This window comes from Phenylobacterium sp. (assembly GCF_013911965.1).
GTDB lineage: Bacteria > Pseudomonadota > Alphaproteobacteria > Caulobacterales > Caulobacteraceae > Phenylobacterium.
In genome coordinates, this window is record NZ_JACESE010000001.1 from 189,620 (window position 1) to 211,237 (window position 21,618).

The 21,618-nt window shown below is 70.4% G+C and carries 22 protein-coding genes, 2 tRNA genes and 1 pseudogene; 19 read left to right on the forward strand and 6 right to left on the reverse strand.

Translation table 11 applies throughout. The features are described from left to right. Positions 1–65: 65 nt before the first annotated feature. Positions 66–1,370 carry a DUF2254 domain-containing protein gene (locus H2041_RS00900; RefSeq protein ID WP_293408447.1) on the reverse strand — a complete coding sequence of 435 codons (1,305 nt, stop codon included), beginning with the start codon at positions 1,368–1,370 and terminating at the stop codon, positions 66–68. A gap of 157 nt (positions 1,371–1,527) precedes the next feature. On the opposite strand from H2041_RS00900, the gene H2041_RS00905 reads away from it, so the two are divergent. Next, positions 1,528–2,202 (forward strand): nitroreductase, encoded by a 675-nt coding sequence (locus H2041_RS00905; protein WP_293408449.1) that lies wholly within the window; start codon positions 1,528–1,530, stop codon positions 2,200–2,202. A gap of 19 nt (positions 2,203–2,221) precedes the next feature. On the opposite strand, the gene H2041_RS00910 is transcribed toward H2041_RS00905, so the two are convergent. Continuing rightward, complete coding sequence (locus H2041_RS00910; protein WP_293408450.1) at positions 2,222–2,611, reverse strand: four-helix bundle copper-binding protein; 390 nt, start codon at positions 2,609–2,611, stop codon at positions 2,222–2,224. A 155-nt stretch (positions 2,612–2,766) separates the two neighbouring features. Between H2041_RS00910 and H2041_RS00915 the strand changes: the two genes are divergently transcribed. Further along, the gene (locus tag H2041_RS00915) at positions 2,767–3,378 is read left to right on the forward strand and encodes a peptidylprolyl isomerase (protein WP_293408452.1); all 612 of its coding nucleotides are present in this window, start codon (positions 2,767–2,769) and stop codon (positions 3,376–3,378) included. A 184-nt stretch (positions 3,379–3,562) separates the two neighbouring features. Here H2041_RS00915 and H2041_RS00920 read toward each other — a convergent pair. Then, a tRNA-Gln gene (locus H2041_RS00920) sits at positions 3,563–3,636 on the reverse strand. A gap of 127 nt (positions 3,637–3,763) precedes the next feature. Here H2041_RS00920 and H2041_RS00925 point away from each other — a divergent pair. Next, positions 3,764–3,840, forward strand: a tRNA-Pro gene (locus H2041_RS00925). Between the two features lie 81 nt (positions 3,841–3,921). Here H2041_RS00925 and H2041_RS00930 read toward each other — a convergent pair. Then, on the reverse strand, positions 3,922–5,010 hold the full coding sequence (locus H2041_RS00930; RefSeq protein ID WP_293408454.1) for a class I SAM-dependent methyltransferase: 1,089 nt from the start codon (positions 5,008–5,010) through the stop codon (positions 3,922–3,924). A 195-nt stretch (positions 5,011–5,205) separates the two neighbouring features. On the opposite strand from H2041_RS00930, the gene H2041_RS00935 reads away from it, so the two are divergent. The 6 genes from H2041_RS00935 to H2041_RS00960 are packed head-to-tail and all read left to right on the forward strand — an operon-like array spanning position 5,206 to position 11,600. Next, on the forward strand, positions 5,206–6,375 hold the full coding sequence (locus H2041_RS00935; protein WP_293408456.1) for an aminotransferase class I/II-fold pyridoxal phosphate-dependent enzyme: 1,170 nt from the start codon (positions 5,206–5,208) through the stop codon (positions 6,373–6,375). An 18-nt stretch (positions 6,376–6,393) separates the two neighbouring features. Beyond that, complete coding sequence (locus H2041_RS00940; protein ID WP_293408458.1) at positions 6,394–7,446, forward strand: Gfo/Idh/MocA family oxidoreductase; 1,053 nt, start codon at positions 6,394–6,396, stop codon at positions 7,444–7,446. A 35-nt stretch (positions 7,447–7,481) separates the two neighbouring features. Continuing rightward, entirely contained in the window at positions 7,482–8,630 is a 1,149-nt protein-coding gene (locus H2041_RS00945; RefSeq protein WP_293408460.1) for an ATP-grasp domain-containing protein, read from the forward strand. A gap of 15 nt (positions 8,631–8,645) precedes the next feature. Beyond that, complete coding sequence (locus tag H2041_RS00950) at positions 8,646–9,740, forward strand: FkbM family methyltransferase (protein WP_293408462.1); 1,095 nt, start codon at positions 8,646–8,648, stop codon at positions 9,738–9,740. Between the two features lie 35 nt (positions 9,741–9,775). Beyond that, a complete protein-coding gene (locus H2041_RS00955; RefSeq protein WP_293408464.1) occupies positions 9,776–10,582 on the forward strand; it encodes a class I SAM-dependent methyltransferase in 807 nt (268 codons plus the stop codon). A 16-nt stretch (positions 10,583–10,598) separates the two neighbouring features. Next, positions 10,599–11,600, forward strand: coding sequence for a fatty acid desaturase (locus tag H2041_RS00960; RefSeq protein ID WP_293408466.1), 1,002 nt, complete (start codon positions 10,599–10,601; stop codon positions 11,598–11,600). A 14-nt stretch (positions 11,601–11,614) separates the two neighbouring features. Here the strand turns inward: H2041_RS00960 and H2041_RS00965 are convergent, their stop codons facing one another. After that, a complete protein-coding gene (locus tag H2041_RS00965) occupies positions 11,615–13,318 on the reverse strand; it encodes a hypothetical protein (protein ID WP_293408468.1) in 1,704 nt (567 codons plus the stop codon). Between the two features lie 328 nt (positions 13,319–13,646). Here H2041_RS00965 and H2041_RS00970 point away from each other — a divergent pair, with 328 nt between their 5' ends. From H2041_RS00970 to H2041_RS00980, 3 genes are all read left to right on the forward strand, one after another. Continuing rightward, positions 13,647–13,898 carry a hypothetical protein gene (locus H2041_RS00970; protein WP_293408470.1) on the forward strand — a complete coding sequence of 84 codons (252 nt, stop codon included), beginning with the start codon at positions 13,647–13,649 and terminating at the stop codon, positions 13,896–13,898. Between the two features lie 61 nt (positions 13,899–13,959). Continuing rightward, on the forward strand, positions 13,960–14,520 hold the full coding sequence (locus tag H2041_RS00975; protein WP_293408472.1) for a hypothetical protein: 561 nt from the start codon (positions 13,960–13,962) through the stop codon (positions 14,518–14,520). Positions 14,521–14,546: 26 nt separating this feature from the next. Continuing rightward, positions 14,547–14,867, forward strand: a complete 321-nt coding sequence (locus tag H2041_RS00980; RefSeq protein WP_293408474.1) for a PRC-barrel domain-containing protein — start codon at positions 14,547–14,549, stop codon at positions 14,865–14,867. A gap of 30 nt (positions 14,868–14,897) precedes the next feature. Here the strand turns inward: H2041_RS00980 and H2041_RS00985 are convergent, their stop codons facing one another. Continuing rightward, positions 14,898–15,620, reverse strand: a complete 723-nt coding sequence (locus H2041_RS00985; protein ID WP_293408476.1) for a YbhB/YbcL family Raf kinase inhibitor-like protein — start codon at positions 15,618–15,620, stop codon at positions 14,898–14,900. A 108-nt stretch (positions 15,621–15,728) separates the two neighbouring features. Here H2041_RS00985 and H2041_RS00990 point away from each other — a divergent pair, with 108 nt between their 5' ends. The 7 genes and pseudogenes from H2041_RS00990 to H2041_RS01015 all read left to right on the forward strand — a co-directional run bounded on the left by H2041_RS00990 (position 15,729) and on the right by H2041_RS01015 (position 21,609). Next, positions 15,729–17,069 carry a mechanosensitive ion channel family protein gene (locus H2041_RS00990; protein ID WP_293408478.1) on the forward strand — a complete coding sequence of 447 codons (1,341 nt, stop codon included), beginning with the start codon at positions 15,729–15,731 and terminating at the stop codon, positions 17,067–17,069. Between the two features lie 27 nt (positions 17,070–17,096). Further along, positions 17,097–17,519: an EVE domain-containing protein gene (locus H2041_RS00995; protein ID WP_293408480.1), complete on the forward strand. Its 423-nt coding sequence runs from the start codon at positions 17,097–17,099 to the stop codon at positions 17,517–17,519. A 97-nt stretch (positions 17,520–17,616) separates the two neighbouring features. Beyond that, positions 17,617–18,123, forward strand: coding sequence for a chemotaxis protein CheW (locus H2041_RS01000; RefSeq protein ID WP_293408482.1), 507 nt, complete (start codon positions 17,617–17,619; stop codon positions 18,121–18,123). A gap of 137 nt (positions 18,124–18,260) precedes the next feature. Continuing rightward, positions 18,261–18,860, forward strand: a pseudogene (locus tag H2041_RS19070) (protein-glutamate O-methyltransferase CheR); the annotation flags it as partial. A 160-nt stretch (positions 18,861–19,020) separates the two neighbouring features. Continuing rightward, positions 19,021–19,413, forward strand: a complete 393-nt coding sequence (locus tag H2041_RS01005; RefSeq protein ID WP_293408484.1) for a hypothetical protein — start codon at positions 19,021–19,023, stop codon at positions 19,411–19,413. Beyond that, positions 19,410–19,943: a hypothetical protein gene (locus H2041_RS01010; protein ID WP_293408486.1), complete on the forward strand. Its 534-nt coding sequence runs from the start codon at positions 19,410–19,412 to the stop codon at positions 19,941–19,943. Before H2041_RS01005 ends, H2041_RS01010 begins: the two co-directional genes overlap by 4 nt. A 4-nt stretch (positions 19,944–19,947) precedes the next feature. After that, positions 19,948–21,609: a methyl-accepting chemotaxis protein gene (locus H2041_RS01015; protein WP_293408488.1), complete on the forward strand. Its 1,662-nt coding sequence runs from the start codon at positions 19,948–19,950 to the stop codon at positions 21,607–21,609. Positions 21,610–21,618 lie beyond the last annotated feature (9 nt).

The window sequence follows — 21,618 nt, forward strand, 5'->3', positions numbered from 1 at the left end:
GCGGCGGTCACAGGGGCGTCCTGCGCCCTTGAGGCGAGCCGCCTGACCCGGGAAGGCGCCCGAGCTCACCGCGCGAGGGCGGCGAGGGCGCGGCGCTGTTCATGGCGGATGTCCTGGTCGTCGCCCGGCGCGCCGTCCGGGCCGGCCGGTGGCTGGATCAGCCGCACGTGACGCGTCAGCGCATGCCGCTGCTCCTCGGTCCTCACATGTTCGGCCAGATCGCCGATCGCTCGGAGCAGGTGGATCAGCACCGAGGGCATGCCGGCGCCCGACTGCCGGATCTGGTCGAAGGCTGCGTCGACGATGCCGCCGAAGTCGCTGACGCGGCGCACCACCCGCAACTCGCCATCGCCGTCAGCCAGGGTCGGGCTCGGCATCTGCCGGACCATCAGGCGCGCCAGCCCGCCCCGCAGGCGGTCGATCACCGCCAGGGCGGTGAAGGGGTCGTTGACGCCGGGGGACAGGGCGCGCACGGCGACCTCGACGAGATGGCGTATGGCGAACTCAAGATCCTGGTCGGGCGTGCGGCCATGGCCGGAGACGATGAACCTGCCGATCTCCCGCCGCGCCGCCTCCGGATCGGCCGGCGCCGGGTGGACGAGCACCTTGCGGTCGCCCTCCACCACGAAGTCGCCCGGACGGAAATCGAGCCGGACGACGGCGCCGTGCGCCTCGGCCCAGCACAGGATCTGGTGATACTCGACCGACTGGACGTAGCCCTCCTTGGGCAGCCGGATGCGCCCGGCCGTCGCCTCGAAGTCCGGCGGCAGGGCCCAGCCGCCGGGGGCAGCGAATTCGGCCATGGCCGGCAGATCGTCGACAACCTTGTCGAACTCGCGCCGGACCCGACGGACCACTTCGTCGGCCACGATGAGGTTCGAGACGCCTTGCAGGAACCCCACCAGGGCCAGGACGCAGACGAGCGCCAGCAGGCTGCCCAGGGCGACCGCCCCCGTGGGGACCTCACCCGGCGGGGCGCCCCCGCGCACGGCGCGAAGCACCAGCAGCAGGTAGACGATGGTCATCGCGAAGGCGCCGAGCGCCAGTTGCGTCCCACGGTTGGCGCGGAAGGTCCGGATGAGGCGCGGCCCATAGGCGTTCGCCGCCAGCGACAGGGACACCACGGTGACCGAGAAGACGATCCCGGCCAGGGAGATCACCGCTGTCAGGAGCGTGGACAGCAGGTTGCGCGCATCCTCGCCGTCTCCGCTGACCAGCCAGCGGTGGAGCACCCCGCCCGTTCGGGGCCAGGTCGCGCCCAGCCGCAGCATGATGACCGCAAGCAGGACGCCCAACAGGAACATCAGGACCGGCGCCAGCCATAGGCTGGTCCGCAAACCGTCGAGCCTCGCCCTGGCCCAGTTCAGCATGGCGCGATCCATCCCGCCCGAACGGGCGGACGCGACGGAGGTTCTCCGTCCCGACCGCGGTCGAGCCGATCGGGCCGCCTCCCCTAGCGTCAGCATTGGCGCGCGCCCCGCAAACTGACAGGTTCCCGTCCGGCGACACCACATCCAGGGGACCAGCATGGAATTCGACGACGTCATCCTCGGCCGGCGCAGCATCCGCGGCTACAAGCCCGATCCGGTGCCGCGGGAACTGATCGAGGAGATCCTGACGCTCGCCATGCGCGCGCCGTCGTCGATGAACACCCAGCCCTGGAGCTTCTACGTCATCACCGGCGAGCCGCTGGACCGCATCCGCGCCGGCAACACCGAGCGCATGGTGGCCGGCGTGCCCCAGTCGCGGGAGTTCCGCACCGGCCAGCCCTTCGAAGGCCAGCACCGCGAGCGGCAGGTGGGCGTGGCCAAGCAGCTCTTCGGCGCCATGGGCATAGCCCGCGACGACAAGGAACGGCGCCAGGACTGGGTGCTGCGCGGCTTCCGCCAGTTCGACGCGCCGGTCTGCATCATCGTCACCTATGACCGCGTGCTGGACGGCAGCGACGACACCCCCTTCGACTGCGGCGCGGTGACCACGGCCCTGGTGAACGCCGCCTGGTCCCGCGGCCTGGGCGCCGTAATCAACAGCCAGGGCATCATGCAGTCGCCCGTGGTGCGCGAACACGCCGGCATCGCCGAGGACCAGGTCATCATGAAGAGCATCGCGCTCGGCTGGCCGGACGAGACCTTCCCCGCCAACGCCGTGGTGTCCGAGCGCAAGAGCGTGGCGGAGGCGGCGACCTTCGTAGGGTTCGAATAGCCGCCGCCCGCGGCCCGCCCTACTGGATGGTGGGCAACGCCTTTCGGCAGTCCTCGGCGCATTCCCGGCACATGGTCGCGCACAGCTTGCAGTGCTCGTGGTCGTGCTTCTCGCACTCCGCCGCGCAGAGTTCGCAGGCGCGGATGCAGGTCTCCACCTGAGCGCGCAGCATCTCGATGTTCTGGCTGCTGCGGCGGACCGCCAGCCGCGCGGTGGCGGCGCAGATCTCGGCGCAGTCCAGGCAGGCGCGGATGCAGCTGCGCATGTCCATGTCCTCGGCCAGACAGGCGTCGGCGCAGGACGTACAGAAGAGCGAGCACAGCATGGAATGGCGCGCCGCGGTCACCAGGCTCTCGTTCACCTCGCCGGCCACATCAGGATGAAGTCCGACCATCTTCGAAAGGGACATGCTCTGCCTCCGTTGTTGGGAGACTAGGCAATCCCCGGGCGCACAGGTCCGTTCCCTCTGCCTGGCGCCGAACCCGCCCGCGATATGGGCCGCGCGTTTGGCGCCTGCGGCCAGGGTCCGCTAGGGTCCGGCCGTCCGACAGTCAGGAGTTCCCCATGTCCAAGACCACCCTCCCCCGTCGTAACGTGATCCTTGGCGCCGGGCTGATCGCCGCGGCGCCTCAGGTGGTCTGGGGGGCGGACGGAAAGCCGCGGGTGACGATGAAGACGGCGCTGGGGACCATGGTGCTGGAGCTGGAGGCCAAGAAGGCGCCGCTGACCACCGCCAACTTCCTGCGCTATGTGGACGCCAAGGCCTATGACGGCGCGAGCTTCTTCCGCGCCGCCCGCAACGACTGGGCGCCGACCGAGGGCACCATCGTCGCCCAGCCGGCCGCCAAGGTGCGCCCCTTCCCGCCGATCCGGCACGAGAGCACGACCATGACGGGGCTGAAGCACACCCACGGGACCATCTCGCTCGGCCGATTCGACGTCGGCACGGCGACCAACACCTTCTTCATCTGCCTGGGCGACCAGCCCTTCCTGGACGCCCGTCCGGGCGAGCCCGGCGACAACCTCGGCTACGCCGCCTTCGGCAAGGTGGTCTCAGGCCTGCCCGTCGCCCAGAAGATCCTCGCCCAGCCCACCGGCGGCGAGACCAAGTTCAAGGACCAGCAGGACCAGTGGCTGAAGAAGCCGGTGATCATCGAATCGATGCGGCGGGCCTAGGCGCTCGCGAGTCCGGCGCCCACACGTCATTCCCGGCCTTGCGCCGGGAATCACTCCCCACGCTCACCCCCTCGACAGGGACGCTCGGGACAAGCCCGAGCATGACGATGTGGGGGTCCGGAGGCTTGTGCTCTCAAGTTCCTGGAACCCGCGCCTCAGACAGCGCTCGGTCCCTTCGGAGAAGTGGCTGGGGAACTAGGACTCGAACCTAGAATGACGGTACCAAAAACCGCAGTGTTACCATTACACCATTCCCCAGCAGGAACGGCGGCGGGGGAGGCCCCCGCGGCGAGGGCGTGGGAATAGCAAAAGCCTTTTTGGGATGCAACGCCTCGTCACGCGCTTGCGACCCCGAAATCGCTCCTCTATAAGGCCGCCTCCAAGTCGGAGTGTGGCTCAGTCTGGTAGAGCACCGCGTTCGGGACGCGGGGGTCGCAGGTTCGAATCCTGCCACTCCGACCATCCATTCCGTCGCCGTTGCGACGGGCCTTCCCCCCAGGAAAACCAGCCCTTCGACGCCCGACGATTCGGCGTGAGCGGATTCTAGCGGGCGCGCTGGATGAAGAGGCAGTCGCCGGCCACATAGGCGCGCGCCACGCCTGCGCCCCACTGCTTCAGCAGTGCGTCCCCCGCGAGTTTGGGGCCATCCCCATAGCGCCAGCAGTAGTCGTCGATCGCCACCCAGCCGCCCGGCACGACGAGCGGCGACCACAGGGCGACGTCCTCGGCCGCGCATGGCGCGTCGTGATTCCCGTCGATGTGCAGGAGGGCGATTCCGCCGGCGGGCTTCAGCGGCGCCCGCGGCTTCAGAAGGCGCACGGATTCGCCATCGGCCGTTCCGCCATAGATGGCTCGCCCGGCGGCCGAGGGCGCGCGGTAGGCGCCCATCGCTCCGGGGGGCGCCAGGGCGGCGAAGGTCGCCTCGAAGGCGTGGGCCACCCGCTCCAGCCCGGCGGCGCGCGTATAGGCCTGCAGGGCTTCGGGCAGGTCCTGCTGGGCGCCTTCGTCGGCGCACCAGGGATCGAAGACGAAGAGGCGCCGTTCCGCCCCGCCGAGATTTCGCCCCGAGAGCAGGACGCTCGCCGAGCGCCCGAAAAGGGCGCCGATCTCGACCATGTCGCCCTCGGGAGCCTCGAGCAGGCAGGCCAGGAGCGCCGCCAGCTTGTCGTCGTAGGATTCGCCGAACAGGTCGAAGGCGAGGCGGATGACGCCCGCCAGAAAGGTCGGCTCCGGCGGCGGGCGGGACGGCGCCAGGGCGGCGATCAGGTCCGCCCACCGCCCGGCGCGCGCGAAGATGTCGTCCCAGCGCGCGAACTCCTGTTCGAGGGCCGAGCGGTTGATGATGCGCAGGTGCTTCAGGTCGTGCTCGCGCAGGATGTCGCCCAGGGCCGCGTGCACCATGTGGGCGGCGGCGTGGATGCGGGTCACCTCGTGCCGCTCGACAAGATCGAGGAAGGCCGGGAGGAAGCCGGGCTCGTGGACCAGCGGCAGCCTGACCCAGGGCGCCGCGCCTTCGGTGGGATCGCTGGCGTCGCAGGAGGCGCCGACGACCCGCTCGCCCCGCTCCAGCGCCTGACGCAGGAAGGCGCGGCCGTCGGGTGTCGATACCGGGAAGACCAAGGTCGCTGACATGTCGCTCATCCAGCCGCGCCTGCGGCGCACCCGGCCGACCATGGGCAGTTATGGTAAACACGGTCTTTCGCCTGCGGGCCGAGCGGCCGCCGGGCGAAGGGCGCGTCACGGCGCCGCACAGGCTCCCGTTAACCATATGTCCGCGATTGCGACCCTAGCCTTGGCGCGAAACTCCATTGGGAGAGTCGCGTCGTCATGGCCAGCTACGGTGTCGCCCGTTCCAACGACCTGTTGGCCAAACCGTGCGCGCCCATGCCCGTGGCGCGTCCGGAACTGCCGACCGCCGAAGCCCTGCTGCCCTATCTGCGGCGGCTGGACGAGACCCGCTGGTACTCCAACTTCGGCCCCCTGCTCACCGAATTCGAAGCGCGTCTCGCCGACCGATTCGGGCCGCAGACCCACGTGGTCACCTGCGCCAACGCGACCCAGGGCCTGACCCTCTGCCTGCAGGCCATGGACCTGCCGCAGGGCAGCCTCTGCGCGCTTCCGGCCTACACCTTCGTGGCCACCGCCCACGCCGTGATCGCCGCGGGCCTCGTGCCCTACTTCCTGGACGTCGACCCCGACACCTGGATGCTGCAGCCGCAGACGGTGCGGGACGCCCTGCAAGGCGCGCCTGGCCCGATCTCCGCGGCCATCCTCGTCGCCCCCTTCGGCCTGATGCCCGACCTCGCGCCTTGGCTGGCCCTGCGCGAGGAGACCGGGCTGCAGGTCCTGCTCGACGCTGCGGCGGCCTTCGACGACCTGCAGGCCGCGCCGGTCCCCGCCGTGGTCAGCCTGCACGCCACCAAGGTGCTCGGCATCGGCGAGGGCGGCTTCCTGGCGACCACCGACGACATCCTCGCCCAGCGGGTGCGGCAGCGGACCACCTACGGCTTCAGGGGCTCGCGCGAGTCCCACATCCCGGCGACCAACGCCAAGCTCAGCGAATACGCCGGCGCCGTCGGCCTGGCCGCCCTGGACGGGTGGCCGCACAACCGGCTCCGCTGGCTCCGCACCGCCCAGGCCGTGCGCGCGGCCCTGCTCCATCTGCCGCAGGTGGGGTTCCAGCCCGGCTGGGGAGCGAACTGGGTGACGAGCGTCTGCAGCGTGCGGCTGCCGGACGGCGCCGCCGCCGCGGTGGAGGAGAAGCTGAACGCCCGGGGCGTCGAGACGCGCCGCTGGTGGGGCCTCGGCTGCCACACCAATCCGGCCTTCGCCGGCTGTCCGCACGGCGACCTTACCGAAACCGACCGGCTGGGCGCCTCGGTCATCGGCCTGCCCTTCGCCATCGACCTGGACTTCGAGCAGATCGGCGCCGTCGCCTCGGCGCTGGCGGAGAGCCTCGACGCACTCGGTCCGCCGCCTCCGCCGGAGGGCTCCTGACATGACCGAGCGCCGCTGATGACAAAGCAAGGACTGGTCGTGGTCGGCCCCGGCCTGATGGGCCGCAAGCACATCGAGCTGATCCAGAACAACCCGCGGTCCGAACTGGCCGGCATCGTCACGCCCGAGCGTGCGGTCTTCAACGACATCGGCGAGCGGCTGAACGTGCCGCTCTTCCACGACCTGGAGACCTGCCTCGACAGCCTCGCGCCGTCCGGCGTGATCATCTCCTCGCCCAACGAGTTTCACTACGACCAGGCGCGCTTATGCGTGGAGCGCGACGTTCCGGCGCTGGTCGAGAAGCCGATCACGTCGACCTATGAGGACGCCGCCCGGCTGGCGGACCTCGTCGCGCGGCGGAACGCCAAGCTGATCGTGGGGCACCATCGGGCCCACAGCCCGCTCATGTCCACGGCCAAGACGCTCATCGAGGAGGGTCGGCTCGGGCGGCTGGTGGCGATCCAGGGCAGCGCCATCTTTCACAAGCCGCCGGAATATTTCGAGGCCGGCCCCTGGCGGCGGGAGATCGGCGGCGGGCCCATCCTGATCAACCTGATCCACGAGATCGGCATCATGCGCACGCTGTGCGGCGAGATCTCCGCAGTCCAGGCCATCGCCTCCAACGCCATCCGCGGATTCCCCGTCGAGGACACGGTGGCGATCAACCTGCAGTTCCGCAGCGGCGCGCTCGGAACCTTCGTCCTGTCCGACACCGGCGCTTCACCGCGGAGCTGGGAACAGACCTCGCGCGAGAATCCGGTCTATCCGACCTATCCCGACGAGGACTGCTACAGCATCACGGGCACGCAAGGATCGCTGGACTTTCCCACCATGCGCCTGAAGTCGCATCCGGCCTCGGAGACCCCGTCCTGGCACAGGCCCTTCGTCGAGGAGGTGATCCCCGTCGTGCGCGCCGACCCGCTGGAGCGGCAGCTGGACAACTTCATCGATGTGATCCTCGGGCGCGGCGAGCCGGTCGTCACGGCCTTCGACGGGGCGCAGAATCTGAAGGTCGCCGACGCCATCCGCCGGTCCGCGGAGACCAGCACGCTGGTCGCCCTGGACAGCTAGCGCATGGAGGCGCCCGCCTGCCGGGCCCGATGACGATGGACCGTGTTCTTCTCCTCGACACCAATGTCGCTTCGGCGCCGATCCACCAGTTCCTGGTGGCGGCGGGGTTCGAGGTCCACGTGGTCGGCCGCAACCCGCAGGACTTCCTGGCCAAGGCCGTCTCCAACTATGTGGAGCTGGACTATTCCGACGTCGACGCGGCCGAGGCCCTGATCGACCGCCTGGGCGCACGCTTCCTGGTGCCGGGCTGCAACGACCTGTCCTACGAGACCTGCGCGCAGATCAGCGCCAGGCGCGGCTTTCCGGGGATCGACCCCGTCGAGGCCGTCCACACCCTGGGCAACAAGCGCGCCTTTCGCCGCTATGCCGAGGCGCGCGGCCTGCCTGCGCCGCGGGAGGTCGCTGAGGCCGACGCCGTCGCGGGCCGCCCGATCATCGTCAAGCCCGTCGACGCCTACAGCGGGCGCGGCGTCACGGCCCTGAAATCGCCGACCTCGGAGGAGATCGCCGCCGCCGTGGCCCGGGCCAGGTCCTTCTCGAAGGGCGGCGCCTGCCTGATTGAGGAATTCGTGGAGGGCCAGCTCCACAGCCACACGGCCTTCCTCGGGGAAGATGGAATCCTCGCCGACTTCATCGTGGAGGAGCACGGGTCCATCAATCCTTTCGCCGTCGACACCAGCTGCGTGATCCCCGACTTCGATGCGGAGCAGCTTCGCGCCGTCCGGGCGGCCATCGAACAGATCGCGCGCGACCTGAAGCTGACCTCCGGCCTGATCCACACGCAGTTCATCTCAGATGGCGCGCGCTTCTGGATCGTGGAGATCACCCGGCGCTGTCCGGGCGACCTCTACAGTCGCCTGATCTCGCTCTCGACGGGCTTCAACTACGCTGAAAACTATGTGCGGCCGTTCCTCGGCCAGCCCTTTGACGGACGGACGGGAGAGCCGGCCGCCATCATGCGCCACACCATTGCGCTGCGGCAGGCGCAGACCTTCGGCGCCCTGCGGTTCCACCGGCCCGTGCAGATCGAGAGCCTCGTGCCGCTGGCCCTGGCTGGCGACCGCGTGTCCGAAAGCCCCTTCGGGCGGATCGGCATTCTCTTCGCCCGCTGCGAGACCGGCGCCGAACTCGACGCGCTGATGGCCGCCACCGTGGCCGGCGAGCTCTACACGGTCGACGGCTAGGCGGGAGCGAACACCATGTCCGAACACGGCTTCCGCACTGAGGTCGCGGCCGCGATCCAGGCTCCGCCGGCCAACCGGCCCCTCGCCCGCGACCTGCTGTCGGGCGCGCTCGACCGTCCGTGCTTCGTGGTGGGACGGAACGAGGACACGGCCGCGCTCGTCGGGCGGCTCCGGCTGGACGGCGTCGTCCACGACTACGCCGAGCCCGGCGCCATGTGGAACGGCCTGCCCTGCGTGCCGATCGCCGCCCTGCCCCCCGGCGCCGTCGTCATCAACGGCTCGACCTCGATCAGTCCCATCGCGGTCGATCAGAGGCTGCGGGCCGCGGGGCTGACGGCCATCGTCTCGCTGCACGACCTCGTCTGCGCCGGCGAAGGCGCGGTTGCGGCGCCGGCCTTCGTCCGCGAGCAGCAGGCGGACTGGCGCGACGCCTCCGCGGAATGGTCGGACCTTTTCGCCAGCCTGGAGGACGACGCTTCGCGCCAGACCCTCCTGGACGTCCTGCGCTACCGGCTGACGGCCGACGTGCGGTTCATGGGCGACTATCGCGTCCGCATCGAGGAGCAGTATTTCGAGCCCTTCCTGGAGCTGAAGGGCGAGACCTTCGTCGACGCCGGCGGGTTCGATGGCGACACGACAGAGGGCTTCTGCCAGCGCGATCCAGACTACCGGCAGGTCCACCTCTTCGAGCCGTCGCCGCGCAACCTCCGCGCCGCCCGCGAGCGGCTGCAGGCCTTTCGCGACATCGCCTTCCACCCCGAGGCGCTGTCGGACGCGCCCGGAACCATGCGCTTCGACGCCGAGGCCGGCTCGGCCTCGGCCGTGAGCTCCGGCGGGGGACAGGAGGTTCCGGTGACCACCCTCGACCTCGCCGTCGCCGAGCCGGTGAGCTTCATCAAGATGGATCTCGAGGGCTGGGAGATGAAGGCGTTGGCGGGCGGGGCGCGGCACATCGGGCAGGACCGCCCGAAACTGGCTATCGCCGTCTATCACAGCGCCAGCGACTTCAGGGACGTGTGGCGATACGCCCGTTCGATCCACCCGGACTACAAGGTGTACCTGAGACACTATACTCAGGGCTGGTCCGAGACGGTGATGTTCTTCGTCTGAGCCTGAGCCTCGCCCCATTCCAAGACGGACCACTCATGACCTCCGAGCCCTCAGAATCGACCGCCCGCCTGATGAGCCGCCCCGTCGAGCTGCGCGATCACTGCCGGACCCACGCCAGCGGGCTGGTGCAGATCAAGCCCAAGGTCGTCTTCATGAAGATCGAGGCGCGCCACGCCGAGCCGGTCGGCATGAAGATCAACGTGCCCTCGAGCGGCATCGGCAGCGTCACCCTTCTGGAGGCGGCCGCCCTCGTTTCGCTCGTCAAGCTGGTCCAGCCGCGGAAGATCTTCGAGTTCGGCACCTTCCTCGGCTATTCCACCGCCCTGCTGGTGGAGAATTCCGGGCCGGACTGCGAGGTCTACTCTCTCGACCTGGGCGAGAGCCACGTCGGCGAAAGGCCGCTGACGGACTATGACGAGGCCGATCTGCGGCGCGATGGCGACATCAACGACGCCTATCTCCGAAGCGCCCAGGGCGCCGTGGGGCCGCGCTACACCACCGCCCTGTCGGCGGCCGACAAGGGCAGGCTGCACCTGATCCATCAGGACAGCCGTCGCTTCGACCCGGCCGCGCACGGGCTCGAGGGGACGGTCGACCTCGTGTTCGTCGACGGGGGCCACGACACCGAGACGGTCACCATCGACACCGCCAACGCCCGCAGGATGATCGGGGACAGCGGCGTGATCGTCTGGCACGACTTCAACTCCGGCATCCACGGGGACGTGACGAGCTTTGTGGGCGAGCTCGCCCAGCACGAGCTCATCGTGTGCATCCAGCACACCATGCTGGCCCTGCTCCTGGTGGGGCGGGCCGGCCGCGACTTCCTGGACGCCGGCGCGTAGGCCGGGATCACCCTTCATGGCGCGCGACCAGACGAGCGGCCTGTCCGGCGGTGAGAGGGGCGAGGGCCGCATTCTCGATCGGGAGACCTATCGCAAGCTCACGGTCCGGCGGGACGGCCTCGCGGCTACGCTTCTGTTGCTCAGGATCGCGTTCCATGCGGCGCTGCTCGCCGGCGCCAGCCTACTCTTCGCCCGGGGCCAGACCGTCGCCGCCCTGCTGCTTCTGATCCCCCACTTCGTGACCTGGTCCTTCCTGGGCTGGGCCGGCGTGGGGCACGAGCTGTTTCATCGCTCCGTCTTCTCGGTCAGGTGGCTGAACACCGCGCTCTTCCGGCTGTTCTCGATCCTGACCTGGAGCAACTACGGCTACTTCGAGGTCACCCATCCGATCCACCATCGGAACACCCTGGGCGAGGGCGACTTCGAGGCCGACCCGCAAGGACGGCTCTCGCCGCTCGGAACCCTCGCGCTTTTGACGATCGACGTGGGCGCGCTCTATCGGCGGGTGCGCGTGCTGGCGCTCAACGCCGCCGGCGTGGCCCCCGGCGGCGCGATGGCGGCGATCTTCCCGGCCGGAAGCGACGCCTTCCTCAAGCTCCGGAACGGCGCCCGGGCTGTGATCGTCGGCCAGGCGCTGCTGATCGCGACGTGTCTCTGGCTCGGCTCACCCTTCCTCGCAGCCGCCATCACGCTGGCGCCCTTCTGCATGACCTTCGTCAACCGGACGCTCGCGGCGCTCCAGCACTTCGACCTGCGGGCCAGCGGGGTTCCCGGCGATTATGAGAGCTCGACGCGGACCGTGATCCTGGGCCCGGTCGCCGGCTTCTTCTACGCCGACATGAACTACCACATCGAACACCACCACTTCCCCTCGATCCCCCACTACAACCTGCGCAAGACGCACGCGGCCGTAACGGCGCGCCGCAGGCCGCTCCATCTCGAGCGTGGCTACTGGCGCGGGCTGAGGCTGCTGGCGCGGAAAGGCTTCTTCACCTCCGGCCGGCCGCTGGGCGCCTGAGCCGGGTTGCGACGTCAGTTCGAGGTCTGGAGCCAGCGGGCGTACATCTGCCGGAAGGCGTCCTCCAGCTTGCGCGTGAAACCGGCCTCATCGCGATAGGAGGACGCCTCGAAGGCGGGACGCACCCGGGCGCGCAGCCGGTCGAGCGCCTGCACATCCTCCGTCAGCGCCACGGCGCGCTCGACATAGTCGTCCCAGGTCTCGGCCACCAGTTCGGGAATGCCCAGGGGCAGCACGGTGCAGGCGGCGGCGCGCGCGTAGTAGTTGTCGCCCATATGGGCCAGGACCGGCACGCCGTTGGCCATGGCGTCGTGCGTCGTCGTGCCCCCCACGCAGGGCGAGGGATCCAGCGCCAGATCGATGTCGGCGAACTCCTTCAGGTAGTCCTGTCCGGTGCTGTGGCCGCGGAACTCGAGCTTCTCGGGCCCGACCCCATAGACGGCGAAGCGGGCCTGGGTGGCGCGCTGCAGAACGGGATCGGCGAAGTAGCGGTACTTCAGGACGAGCCTGTCCGCCGGGCGCGCGCGCAGGATCAGGGCCCAGGCCGCCACCGTCATCTCGTCCAGCTTGGCCGGATTGTTGAATGAGCCGAAGGTGACGTAGCCGTTCCTGAGGGCCGGCGTCGGCGTGGGCTCGGGCCGGTCGGCCGCCGGGCGGCTGGGGCTCATCAGTTCGCCGAGACTCCAGATCTCCTCGGTGAAGAAGGCCTCGGTCCCCGGTACGGCCATGCCGTCGCAATGCAGGACATAGTCCATGCAGGACAGGCCTGTGCTCTGCACGAAGTTGATCCAAGCCGCCTGGACGGGGGCCGGGCGAAGCGCGAAGACCGGCAGGCGGCTGCCTGCGGTATGGCCCCAGACATCGACGAGGACGTCGATCTTGTCGGCGCGGACCATGGCGGCGACCTCGGCGTGTCCGAGCCCGCCGATCTTGCGTAGCTTGCAGGCGGCCGGCAGGCCCGCCTCGGCCTCGGGATCGGCGCAGTAGAGGTGGACCTCGACCGCCGCACGATCATGGGCCTCCAGGACCGGCAGGATGAACTGCGCGACCTGGCTGCGGGTGAAGCTCGGTCCGATATAGCCGATGCGCAGGCGCCGGTCGGCGGTGCGCTCGTTGGCGAACGTCGCCTTCACCGGAGCGGCCGGCGTCGCATAGAGCCGACCCCAGTTCCGCGCCTCCTCGGCCATCCCGTCCGGTCCGTTCAGCGAAAGGAACACCGGATGCAGAAGGAATTCGTGGATGGCCGGATCGGCGAAGTGTTCGGCGGCCGCCCGGAAGATGTTCATCGCCTCCCACAACCGGCCCTGGTGCTGCATGGAAAGGCCGTAGGAGAGCATCAGCTGGGGATCGGGCGCGTCGAGATCGAGCGCGCGGGCGAAGCAGATGCTGGCCGCCGACATCAGGCTGGCGCCGTAGAGCTGGCTGCCGATCTGGGCGCAATAGGCGCGGTCGTCCCGGAAGCGCGCCATGTCGGCGCCCACCGACCTCAACACGTCGTGCGCATGCAGGTCGCGCGCATCATTGAGGACCAGGGCCGCCGGCTCGCCGCTGGCGGCCAGGGCGCAGTAGAGCCAGTAGCGGCTCTCGTAGTCGACGGGGTTCTGCTCGCAGGCCCGGCGGAGGACCTGCGCCGCCGCGGCCGGATCGCCCCGATCGAGCGCGCCGCGCCCCTCCGCGATCAGATCGCCGGCGGCTGGCGGGGTCAGGGTGGTCATCATGATTGGGCCCTCACAGAGAACAAAGCCGTAACTGGCCGCCTTGAAGGAAGCGTTAACCACGTTGTCGGGCGGCGACGGCTCCGCAGCGCCACAGCGCCGCGGCGCCCCATGGGCCGCGGATCGGCCAGCTGAGCGGCGGAGCCCGACCGCCGTCGCAACCCGCACCGGGATCGCCTCGTTAGCCTCGCTGGAGCGGCTTGGCCGCACGGGCTGAACCAGATCCGGAGAGGGTGGAGGAGCGAGATGGCGCGACCCTGGCGGCAAGCCGTCTGCGCGGCGGCTTTGGCCGCCCAGTCGGGCTGCGCGGCGCCGCCCCGGGAAGCCCGTGATGCTCACGACCACCACCACCTTCCTGGGCGTGGCGCCCATCGCTTTCGCGCAAAGCCTGCAGGCGCAGTTCCTGGTGCCCATGGCCGCGGCGCTCGCCTTCGGCGCCCTGGTGGCGACGGTCATCCAGATGGTGCTGGCGCCGGCGCTCGCGAAGTTGCAGGTCTCGGCCTCCATGCGCCGCCGCAAAAAGAAGGCCCGCGGCGCCGAAGCGTCCTCTCACGACCCCGCGACCTCTGGAACGTCCGGCTGAGGCGCCCCGTTGGCCTCTCAACCGGCGGCCGTGCGCCGGGAGGCAGAATGGAGTGGGAGCCATGGCCGAGATCAAGGTCCAGAAGAAATCCGGATGGCCCTGGTGGGCCTGGGTGATCCTCGCCCTGGTGGCGGTCGCCCTGATCTGGTGGGCGATGAGCGCGATGGGCGACGAGGAGGAAGCCACCGTCGCCACGACGCCGCCCGCCGTCGCCACCGCGCCCGGCGCCGTCGGCGACGAGACCGCCGGCGCCGTCGACCGTGCGCCGATCACCGACCTCGCCGTCCTGATGGATGCGCAGGATCCGGCCGCCCTGGTCGGGCGTGAGGTGCGGCTGCAGGGCGTGAGCGTCCAGGAAATGGTCGGAGATGCGAGCTTTTGGGTCGGTGAGGATCAGGATCGCCGGGTCTTCGTCATCCTGGACGAGCAGATTCCCTCGCCGCCGCCCGAAGTGGAAGGCCGCGTGAACGTGAACCAAGGCCAGACGGTGGACGTGCAGGGCAGCGTGCGGGCCGGCGACGACCTGCCGGGCGGCGTGCTGGACGATGAGGGCCGCAACGCCCTTGGCGACCGGCCGATCTACGTCTGGGCCCAGGCGGCCCAGGTCGCCACGCGACCCTAGGCCCATTTAGAGACAGGAGTGACGACATGGCGTTGCATCGACTGAGCGAGCTCGACAAGTGGGAGCTCGAACACCAGGACCAGGATATCCGCGAGCGGCCCCTGGTCTCCGCCACCGGCGCCGAGGCAGGCGTCATCAAGGACCTGATGGTCGACCTGGACGACAAGCGGGTCGCCGCCGTGGTCACCAGCCTGGGCGAGGCCTATGCGGTCCAGGACCTGGAGATCCGGGAAGATCGGGTGGTGGCGCATGAGGGCCCCATCAGCGGCGGGACGTCGCTGGACCTCGCCGCGCGGCCGGGGCGTCCGGGGGCCTACAGCGGCAATGTGGTGCAGCCGCGGACCTGAGGTCCGCGGCCGCCGCCAGGTCGACGGGGTTCAGCCGCCGCCGCGTGGCTGAACCTCGCCGCCGGGCCGGTGCGGCGCGTGCTGGTCGCGGTCGTCCGCATCCAGCCCGCCGCGGCCGGCCTCCTTTTCATGTTCGGTCGCCTGTTCGTTCGACGGGGTCTCGCCATAGCTTCCCGTGCGGCCCGGCGAGCGCGCATCGGCCACGGGGTCGCGGTTCTCGAACAGGCCGACCAGCTCGCCGGAGGCGATGGCGTTGGCCTTCAGCGCATTCAGCAGCTCCTTCAGCTGGGTGTCGGGCGTCATGCCGAGCGACTTGCCGAGCGCGAAGAGCTGGAAGTGATAGCGGTGGACTCCATGTCCCTGAGGGGGGCGCGGACCGAACCAGCCGAACCCGCCATTGCCGTTGCGGCCCTGATGCGCGCGGCCAAGGCCCTGCGGCTCCGGCGTCTTGGCGATATCCCGGGCCAGTTCGGTGACGTCGCCGGGAATGTCCCAGATCATCCAGTGAATGAAGGGCTCGTCGCCCGGCGCGTCCGGGTCTTCGACCACGAGCGCATAGCTCTCGGCCTCCAGGACGGCGGTCCAGCTGAGCGCCGGCGAGATGTTGTCGCCGTCCGCCGAATAGATGGCGCTGATCCAGCCGTCGTCGTCGAGCGCGGGCGAACGCAGGACGAGCCCCCGCGAGGTGAGCGGGCCCACCGCCTGGATGGTCAGCGGCGCGCCGGCATGTTCGGGCTTTGTGGACTGGGCCATGAAATCCTCCTTTGTGGGCAGGCTCCTACAACCGGTCCGCCCCGCCCTTGGTTCGCCCAGGATCCCGAGCGGCTGGTCCGCACCCCGGATCGGCGCCAGTCTTGGGCGATGCTCCGCTGGCTCCTTCCCGCCCTCGCCCTCTTCCTCGCCGGCCCCGCCGGCGGCCAGGTCCCGGAGGCGCCGACCGACCCCGCGCCGGTGATCGCCAGCCGGACCGCGGCCGGCGAGGACCGCGACATCGCCGCGCGGATCGAGGCCATCTTCGCCCAGGTGGACGGCCTGCAAGGGGCGGAGGTCCGGGTCAGCTCCGGCGTCGTCACCCTCACCGGGTCGGTGGCGACCCCGCGGGAGGCCGAGCAGGCCGAGGCCATCGCCCGTCGCGTCGCGGGCGTGGTCACGGTGCAGAACGCCCTGGAGCGCGACCTCGACGTCCGCACCAACGTCGCCCCCGCCGTCGAGCGTTTCGAGGGCGAGATGCGGGGCCTGATCCAGGGCCTGCCGCTGCTCGGCGTGGCGATCGGCGTCGCCGCCCTCATCGGTTTCGCCGGCCACCTGCTGGCCGGAGTGGGCCGTCTCTGGACCTGGCTGACGCCCAACGCCTTCATGGCCGAGCTGGCGGCGAGCAGCGCCCGCGTGGTCTTCATCGTCCTGGGCGTCGTCATCGGGCTGGATATCCTCGGCGCCACCGCCCTGCTCGGGGCGGTGCTGGGCGGCGCGGGCGTCATCGGCATCGCCCTGGGCTTCGCCGTGCGCGACACGGTGGACAACTATGTCTCGAGCCTGATGCTGAGCCTGCGCCAGCCGTTCCGCGCCAACGACCATGTCGTCATCGAGGGCCAGGAGGGGCGCGTCATCCGCCTCACCTCCCGCGCGACGGTGCTGATGACGCTGGACGGCAACCACCTGCGCATCCCCAACGCCATCGTCTTCAAGGCGGTGATCCTGAACTACACGCGCAATCCGCAGCGGCGCTTCCAGTTCGATCTCGGCGTCGACGCCAAGGACGATCCCCTGCAGGCCATGGCGGTGGGGCTGGCGACGATCAACGACCAGCCCTTCGTCCTGGCCGACCCCGAGGCGAGCGCCGTCATCCAGGAGGTCGGGGATTCCAACATCGTGCTGCGCTTCTTCGGCTGGATCGACCAGCGCGAGACCGACTTCCTGAAGGGCCGCAGCCTCTGCATCCAGGCGGTGAAGGCGGCGCTGGAAGACGGCGGCTTCTCCCTGCCGGAGCCGATCTACCGCCTGCGCTTCGATCCCGGCGCCGCGCCGTCAGGCCTGCCGCCTCAGCCGACCGCCCCGTCCGCCCCGGCCCGGCGCCCGTCCGCGGCCGAGACGCGGGAGGCCCGCGACACCGCCCCGGCGCCGGCGGTGGAGGAACTGGTCCGCCAGGAGCGCGCGGGAACGCAGCGCGGGGACCTGCTGGACGACCGCCGGCCGATCGAGTGAACTGGCGGCGAGCTTTGGGGGAGCGCCATGGCCTACTGGCTTCTGAAATCCGAGCCCGACGTCTTTTCCTGGGACGACCTCGTCGCCTGCGGCGCGGCGGGCGAACCCTGGACGGGCGTGCGCAACCACACCGCCAAGCTGAACCTGATGGCCATGAAGAACGGCGACCGCTGCTTCTTCTACCATTCCCAGGCCGGCAAGGAGATCGTCGGAATCGCCGAGGTGGTCCGGGAGCACTACCCCGATCCCACCGATGCGAAGGGCGTCTTCGTCTGCGTCGACGTGCGCGCCGTCGAGCCGCTGCCCAAGCCCTTCAGCCTCGCCCAGGCCAAGGCCGATCCGGCGCTGGCCAAGATGTCGCTCGTCACCTCCTTCCGCCTTTCCGTGCAGCCGGTGACCGCGGCGGAGTGGGCGCACATCTGCAAGGCGAGCGGTCTGGCGGACGCCTGAGCGGCGCCCGCGGTTGAGCCTGAGGCCAAGCTTCCCCTGGCCTGTCGCCGGCGAGAAACCCGGTTGGCGGAACCCTTGCGATAGTGTTTCTGGAGGCATGGGTCCCGCGGACGAATCCCACCTCCTGTTGGACGTCGCCGGGTCGGAGATGGCTTTGCCCATGTCCGCCGTCGCCGAGATCCTGCCCGTGACGCGGTTCGAGCGGCAGGCGCCCTGGCCGCGGATCCTGGCCGGCTTCATGAACCTGCGGGGCGAGGCCCTGGCGGTCATCGACCTCGCCGGCGTGCTGGACCCCGACCGGCCGGCCGAGCGGCCGGACCTCTACAGTCACGTCGTGCGCCTGAAACCTTCCCGGACCGGCGCCCCCCTCGCCCTTCTCGTAGACCGCGCCAGCGACATCCGGTCCCGCGCGGAGGGCTTCAGCGAGATCGACGAGGCCGCCAGCGCCAATGGCGCGGTCGCAGGCCAGCTGGAGTTCGAGGGCCGGCTCGTCCCGCGCCTCGACCCCGAGCGCCTCCTTCTGCTGCAGGAAGAGCTGCGCGTGGCCGAACTGGCGCAGACGCTGCAGGCGCGCCTGCACGATTCCGAAGGCGCGGGGCTCTGAGCCGGCGCGTTCTGCGCGGCCCGCTGTTCGCGCCGGGACATGCGTTCTGGTCGCTCAAGCGCGAGGTCATCGAGCGGACCGGCCACTTCTACTACGCCGACAAGGACGACGTGCTCTGGGACCGCGTCCGCCGGCGCATGGCCGCCGTCGGCGTGCGCCAGTTCGAGGACTATGTCGCCCGTCTCTCCGACCCGGCGACCGGGCCGGCGGAATGGCGGCGCCTGGAGGGCGAGGTCACCGTCGGGGAGACCTATTTCCTCCGCTATGTGGAGCAGTTCGCCGCGCTGCGCGGCACGATCCTGCCCGAGATCATCGCCCGCAACGGCGCAGAGCGACGCCTGCGGATCTGGAGCGCCGGCTGCGCCACGGGCGCCGAACCCTATTCCATCGCCATCCTGGTCGCCGAACTGTTGGGCGAGCGGCTGCCCGACTGGCGGGTCTCGATCCTCGGAACCGACATCAACGAGGATGCGCTGGCCGCGGCGCGGCAGGCGACCTTCGGCGCCTGGGCTCTGCGCTCCCTCTCGGCGGAGCAGAAGTCGGAGTGGTTCACGCCGGAGGAGCGTCGCTGGCGACTGAAGCCCCGCTACCGCAGTCTCGTGCGGTTCCAGCATGGCAATCTGCTGGACCTGCTGGGCGCCGAGGCGCCCCTCGAACTGGTCGATTTCGACCTGATCCTCTGCCGCAACGTCCTCATCTACTTCCATCCGGACACGGTCACCGCCGTGGTGGCCGCCCTGGCGAACCGGCTCAACGCCGAGGGGTGGCTGCTCATCGGCCATGCCGAGCCCAATCCGGGCCTGGAGGCGCACGCCCGCGCCGTACGTCCCCCCGCCCCGGCCGGCCCGTCCTCCGGCGGCCGAGCCCGCGGAGCCGCCGTCCCCCGGCGCGCCGGCCGTGGACGACATCCGGCGCCTGGCCGACGAGGGACGCCTGGCCGAGGCCGAGGCCGCCTGCCGCACGGCGCTGGAACGCGGCGCCGACCAGGCGGTGCTGTACTTCTATATGGGGCTCGTCGAGCAGGGGCAGGGCCGCCTCGCCGAGGCCGAGGAATCCCTCCGCAAGGCGGCCTATCTCGACGGGCAGTTCGTCATGGCCCACTACCATCTGGGCCTGGTGCGACTGGACCGCGGGCGGCGCGAGTCCGGTCGCCGCGCGCTTTCCGCCGCCGCGCGGCTGGCGGCGAGCTTGAGCCCCACGGCTCGACTGTGCGAAGGGGAAGGCCTGACGGCCGGCGACCTGCGAGAGCTGGCGCGCCTTCAGCTGGACGCCACGGCGGGTGCGAGATGACCGACGACAGGACGCGCCGCACAACCCCCCGAAAGCCCCGCGCCGCGAAGCCTGAGGCCGAATCCCCGCGCGCCCGCGCCATTCTCGACGAGCGCGCGCGCCGCCTGAGCCGCACGGCGGCGGCGGAGACGCCGGCGAGCGACACCATCCAGCTGCTGGTCTGCCAGGTGGGCGACAACCTGTTCGGCCTGCCGCCCCGGGAGGTCAGCCGTTTCCGCAGCATGGAGCCCCTGGGCGGCGGGACCGCCGGGCTGCTGGGCCTCATGGCCGAGGGCGGCCGGGTTCGCCAGGTGCTGGACTTCGCAAGCCTGGTCGGCGCGCCCGCCGCCTCAGGCGGCGGTTATGTCGCCGTGCTCGCCAACCATCCCGACATCGCCCTGCGCCTGGCCGAACGGCCTGTCGTCGTCGAAGCGCAGCCGAGATCGGACTCGCGCGCCATCGCGGTCTCCGCAGGCGAACACCAGGGCAAGACCCTCGTCCTTCTTTCCGTCGCCGAACTGCTGGCCGGCGCCACGCCAATGGGAGCCTGACCCTGTGAGTATCGCCAACCGAATCCTGTTGGGCTTCGCCGCCGTCATCGTCCTCGTCGTGGCCCTGGGTCTCTTCGGCCTCAGCCAGATCGGCGCCGTCCGCAACGACACGGAGTCGGTGGTCAGCCGCGATCTGGCCTTCATCCAGAGGCTCTATGCGGTGCAGGCCGCCCAGCACGAGATGCAGGCCGCCGCGGAAACCGCCTTCGCCGACGAGGTGTTCGGAACCACCGGCGCCCAGGTGGGCGGCGTCCCCAGCCAGTGGCGCAGCCGCGCCGACGCCGCCGACCAGACGCTGGATCAGGCCATCGCCCTCGCCGTGCAGTATCAGGCCACCGCCGCCTCGCCCGAGCGCGCCCGCGCCTGGAACCAGATCGGCCAGGCCCTGACGCGGGCCAAGCCGGTCCTGCAGGACATCCGCGGCCGCAACCTGGTGGTCTTCGAGGCCCTCGACCGCGACGATCTGACGGCGGCGCGCGAGGCCCGCCAGGGGCTGGAGGAGGCCCGCGCCGCGTTCCAGGCCGAACTCGACAACGCCTCGGGCGTGATGGACCAGACCATCGAGCTCGGGCAGCAGCGGGTTCGCGACATCTACAATATCAGCCGGCTGTCCACCCTGATCGGCCTGGGCTTGGCCGTGGGCATCGCCGTCACCGTGGCCTACCTGATCCGGCGTTCCGTCGTCGGCCCGCTGGCCGCCTTCATGGAGTTCGTGGAGCGCGTGGGCCGCGGCGACCTGACCAGCCAGACCGCCACCACCGGAACCGACGAGATCGGCCGCCTGGGCGGCACGCTGAACGGGATGGTGGAAGGCCTCAAGGAACTGGCCAAGCAGAACCGTGAGGCGACGGAGAACCTGAACGCCGCCACCGCCGAGATCCGCGCCTCCACCCAGCAACAGGCCGCGAGCGTCGAGGAACAGCTGGCCGCCGTTCAGGAGACGGCCGCGACGGTGGACGAGATCACCCACTCCGGCGCCCAGATCGGCAAACGCGCCCAGGAGGTGATCGCCTCGGCGCAGGCGACCGCCCAGACCAGCAACGAGGGCCTGCGCGCCGTGGACGAGACCGCCCGCGCCATGGACGCCATTCGCGATCAGGCCGAGGCGGTGGCCGAGAACATCGTCGCCCTGAGCGAGAAGACCCAGGCCATCGGCGACATCATCACCACGGTGAACGACATCTCCGAGCGCTCGCACCTCCTGGCGCTCAACGCCGCCATCGAGGCCGCCGCCGCCGGCGAGAGCGGGCGCAGCTTCTCGGTCGTGGCCTCGGAAATGAAGCTGCTCGCCGACCAGGCCAAGGACGCCACCAACCAGGTGCGTTCGATCCTGGGCGACATCCAGCGCGGCATCAATTCCTCGGTCATGCTGACCGAGGAAGCGGTCAAGCGCGTGGCCGCCGGCAAGGAGCGCACCGACACCACCCAGCGCACCATCACCGAGATCACCGCCCGGGTGCAGGAGAGCGTCCAGACCTTCCAGCAGATCGTCGCCTCCACCAACCAGCAGCAGCTCGGCATCGAGCAGGTCATGGGCGCCCTGCAGAATATCCGCCAGGCCAGCCAGCAGACCGCCGTCGGCACGCGCCAGCTGGAGGAGGCGGCGGGCAATCTCGCCGGACTGTCCCAGCAGCTGCTGGCCCTGGCCGACCGCTACAGGGTCTGATCGGCGCCC

Excerpts from the sequence above, each read along its gene's own strand:
- H2041_RS00900 (WP_293408447.1), bottom strand. The coding sequence starts at position 1,370 with ATGCTGAACTGGGCCAGGGCGAGGCTCGACGGTTTGCGGACCAGCCTA.
- H2041_RS00905 (WP_293408449.1), top strand. The coding sequence starts at position 1,528 with ATGGAATTCGACGACGTCATCCTCGGCCGGCGCAGCATCCGCGGCTAC.
- H2041_RS00910 (WP_293408450.1), bottom strand. The coding sequence starts at position 2,611 with ATGTCCCTTTCGAAGATGGTCGGACTTCATCCTGATGTGGCCGGCGAG.
- H2041_RS00915 (WP_293408452.1), top strand. The coding sequence starts at position 2,767 with ATGTCCAAGACCACCCTCCCCCGTCGTAACGTGATCCTTGGCGCCGGG.
- H2041_RS00930 (WP_293408454.1), bottom strand. The coding sequence starts at position 5,010 with ATGTCAGCGACCTTGGTCTTCCCGGTATCGACACCCGACGGCCGCGCC.
- H2041_RS00935 (WP_293408456.1), top strand. The coding sequence starts at position 5,206 with ATGGCCAGCTACGGTGTCGCCCGTTCCAACGACCTGTTGGCCAAACCG.
- H2041_RS00940 (WP_293408458.1), top strand. The coding sequence starts at position 6,394 with ATGACAAAGCAAGGACTGGTCGTGGTCGGCCCCGGCCTGATGGGCCGC.
- H2041_RS00945 (WP_293408460.1), top strand. The coding sequence starts at position 7,482 with ATGGACCGTGTTCTTCTCCTCGACACCAATGTCGCTTCGGCGCCGATC.
- H2041_RS00950 (WP_293408462.1), top strand. The coding sequence starts at position 8,646 with ATGTCCGAACACGGCTTCCGCACTGAGGTCGCGGCCGCGATCCAGGCT.
- H2041_RS00955 (WP_293408464.1), top strand. The coding sequence starts at position 9,776 with ATGACCTCCGAGCCCTCAGAATCGACCGCCCGCCTGATGAGCCGCCCC.
- H2041_RS00960 (WP_293408466.1), top strand. The coding sequence starts at position 10,599 with ATGGCGCGCGACCAGACGAGCGGCCTGTCCGGCGGTGAGAGGGGCGAG.
- H2041_RS00965 (WP_293408468.1), bottom strand. The coding sequence starts at position 13,318 with ATGATGACCACCCTGACCCCGCCAGCCGCCGGCGATCTGATCGCGGAG.
- H2041_RS00970 (WP_293408470.1), top strand. The coding sequence starts at position 13,647 with ATGCTCACGACCACCACCACCTTCCTGGGCGTGGCGCCCATCGCTTTC.
- H2041_RS00975 (WP_293408472.1), top strand. The coding sequence starts at position 13,960 with ATGGCCGAGATCAAGGTCCAGAAGAAATCCGGATGGCCCTGGTGGGCC.
- H2041_RS00980 (WP_293408474.1), top strand. The coding sequence starts at position 14,547 with ATGGCGTTGCATCGACTGAGCGAGCTCGACAAGTGGGAGCTCGAACAC.
- H2041_RS00985 (WP_293408476.1), bottom strand. The coding sequence starts at position 15,620 with ATGGCCCAGTCCACAAAGCCCGAACATGCCGGCGCGCCGCTGACCATC.
- H2041_RS00990 (WP_293408478.1), top strand. The coding sequence starts at position 15,729 with ATGCTCCGCTGGCTCCTTCCCGCCCTCGCCCTCTTCCTCGCCGGCCCC.
- H2041_RS00995 (WP_293408480.1), top strand. The coding sequence starts at position 17,097 with ATGGCCTACTGGCTTCTGAAATCCGAGCCCGACGTCTTTTCCTGGGAC.
- H2041_RS01000 (WP_293408482.1), top strand. The coding sequence starts at position 17,617 with ATGGGTCCCGCGGACGAATCCCACCTCCTGTTGGACGTCGCCGGGTCG.
- H2041_RS01010 (WP_293408486.1), top strand. The coding sequence starts at position 19,410 with ATGACCGACGACAGGACGCGCCGCACAACCCCCCGAAAGCCCCGCGCC.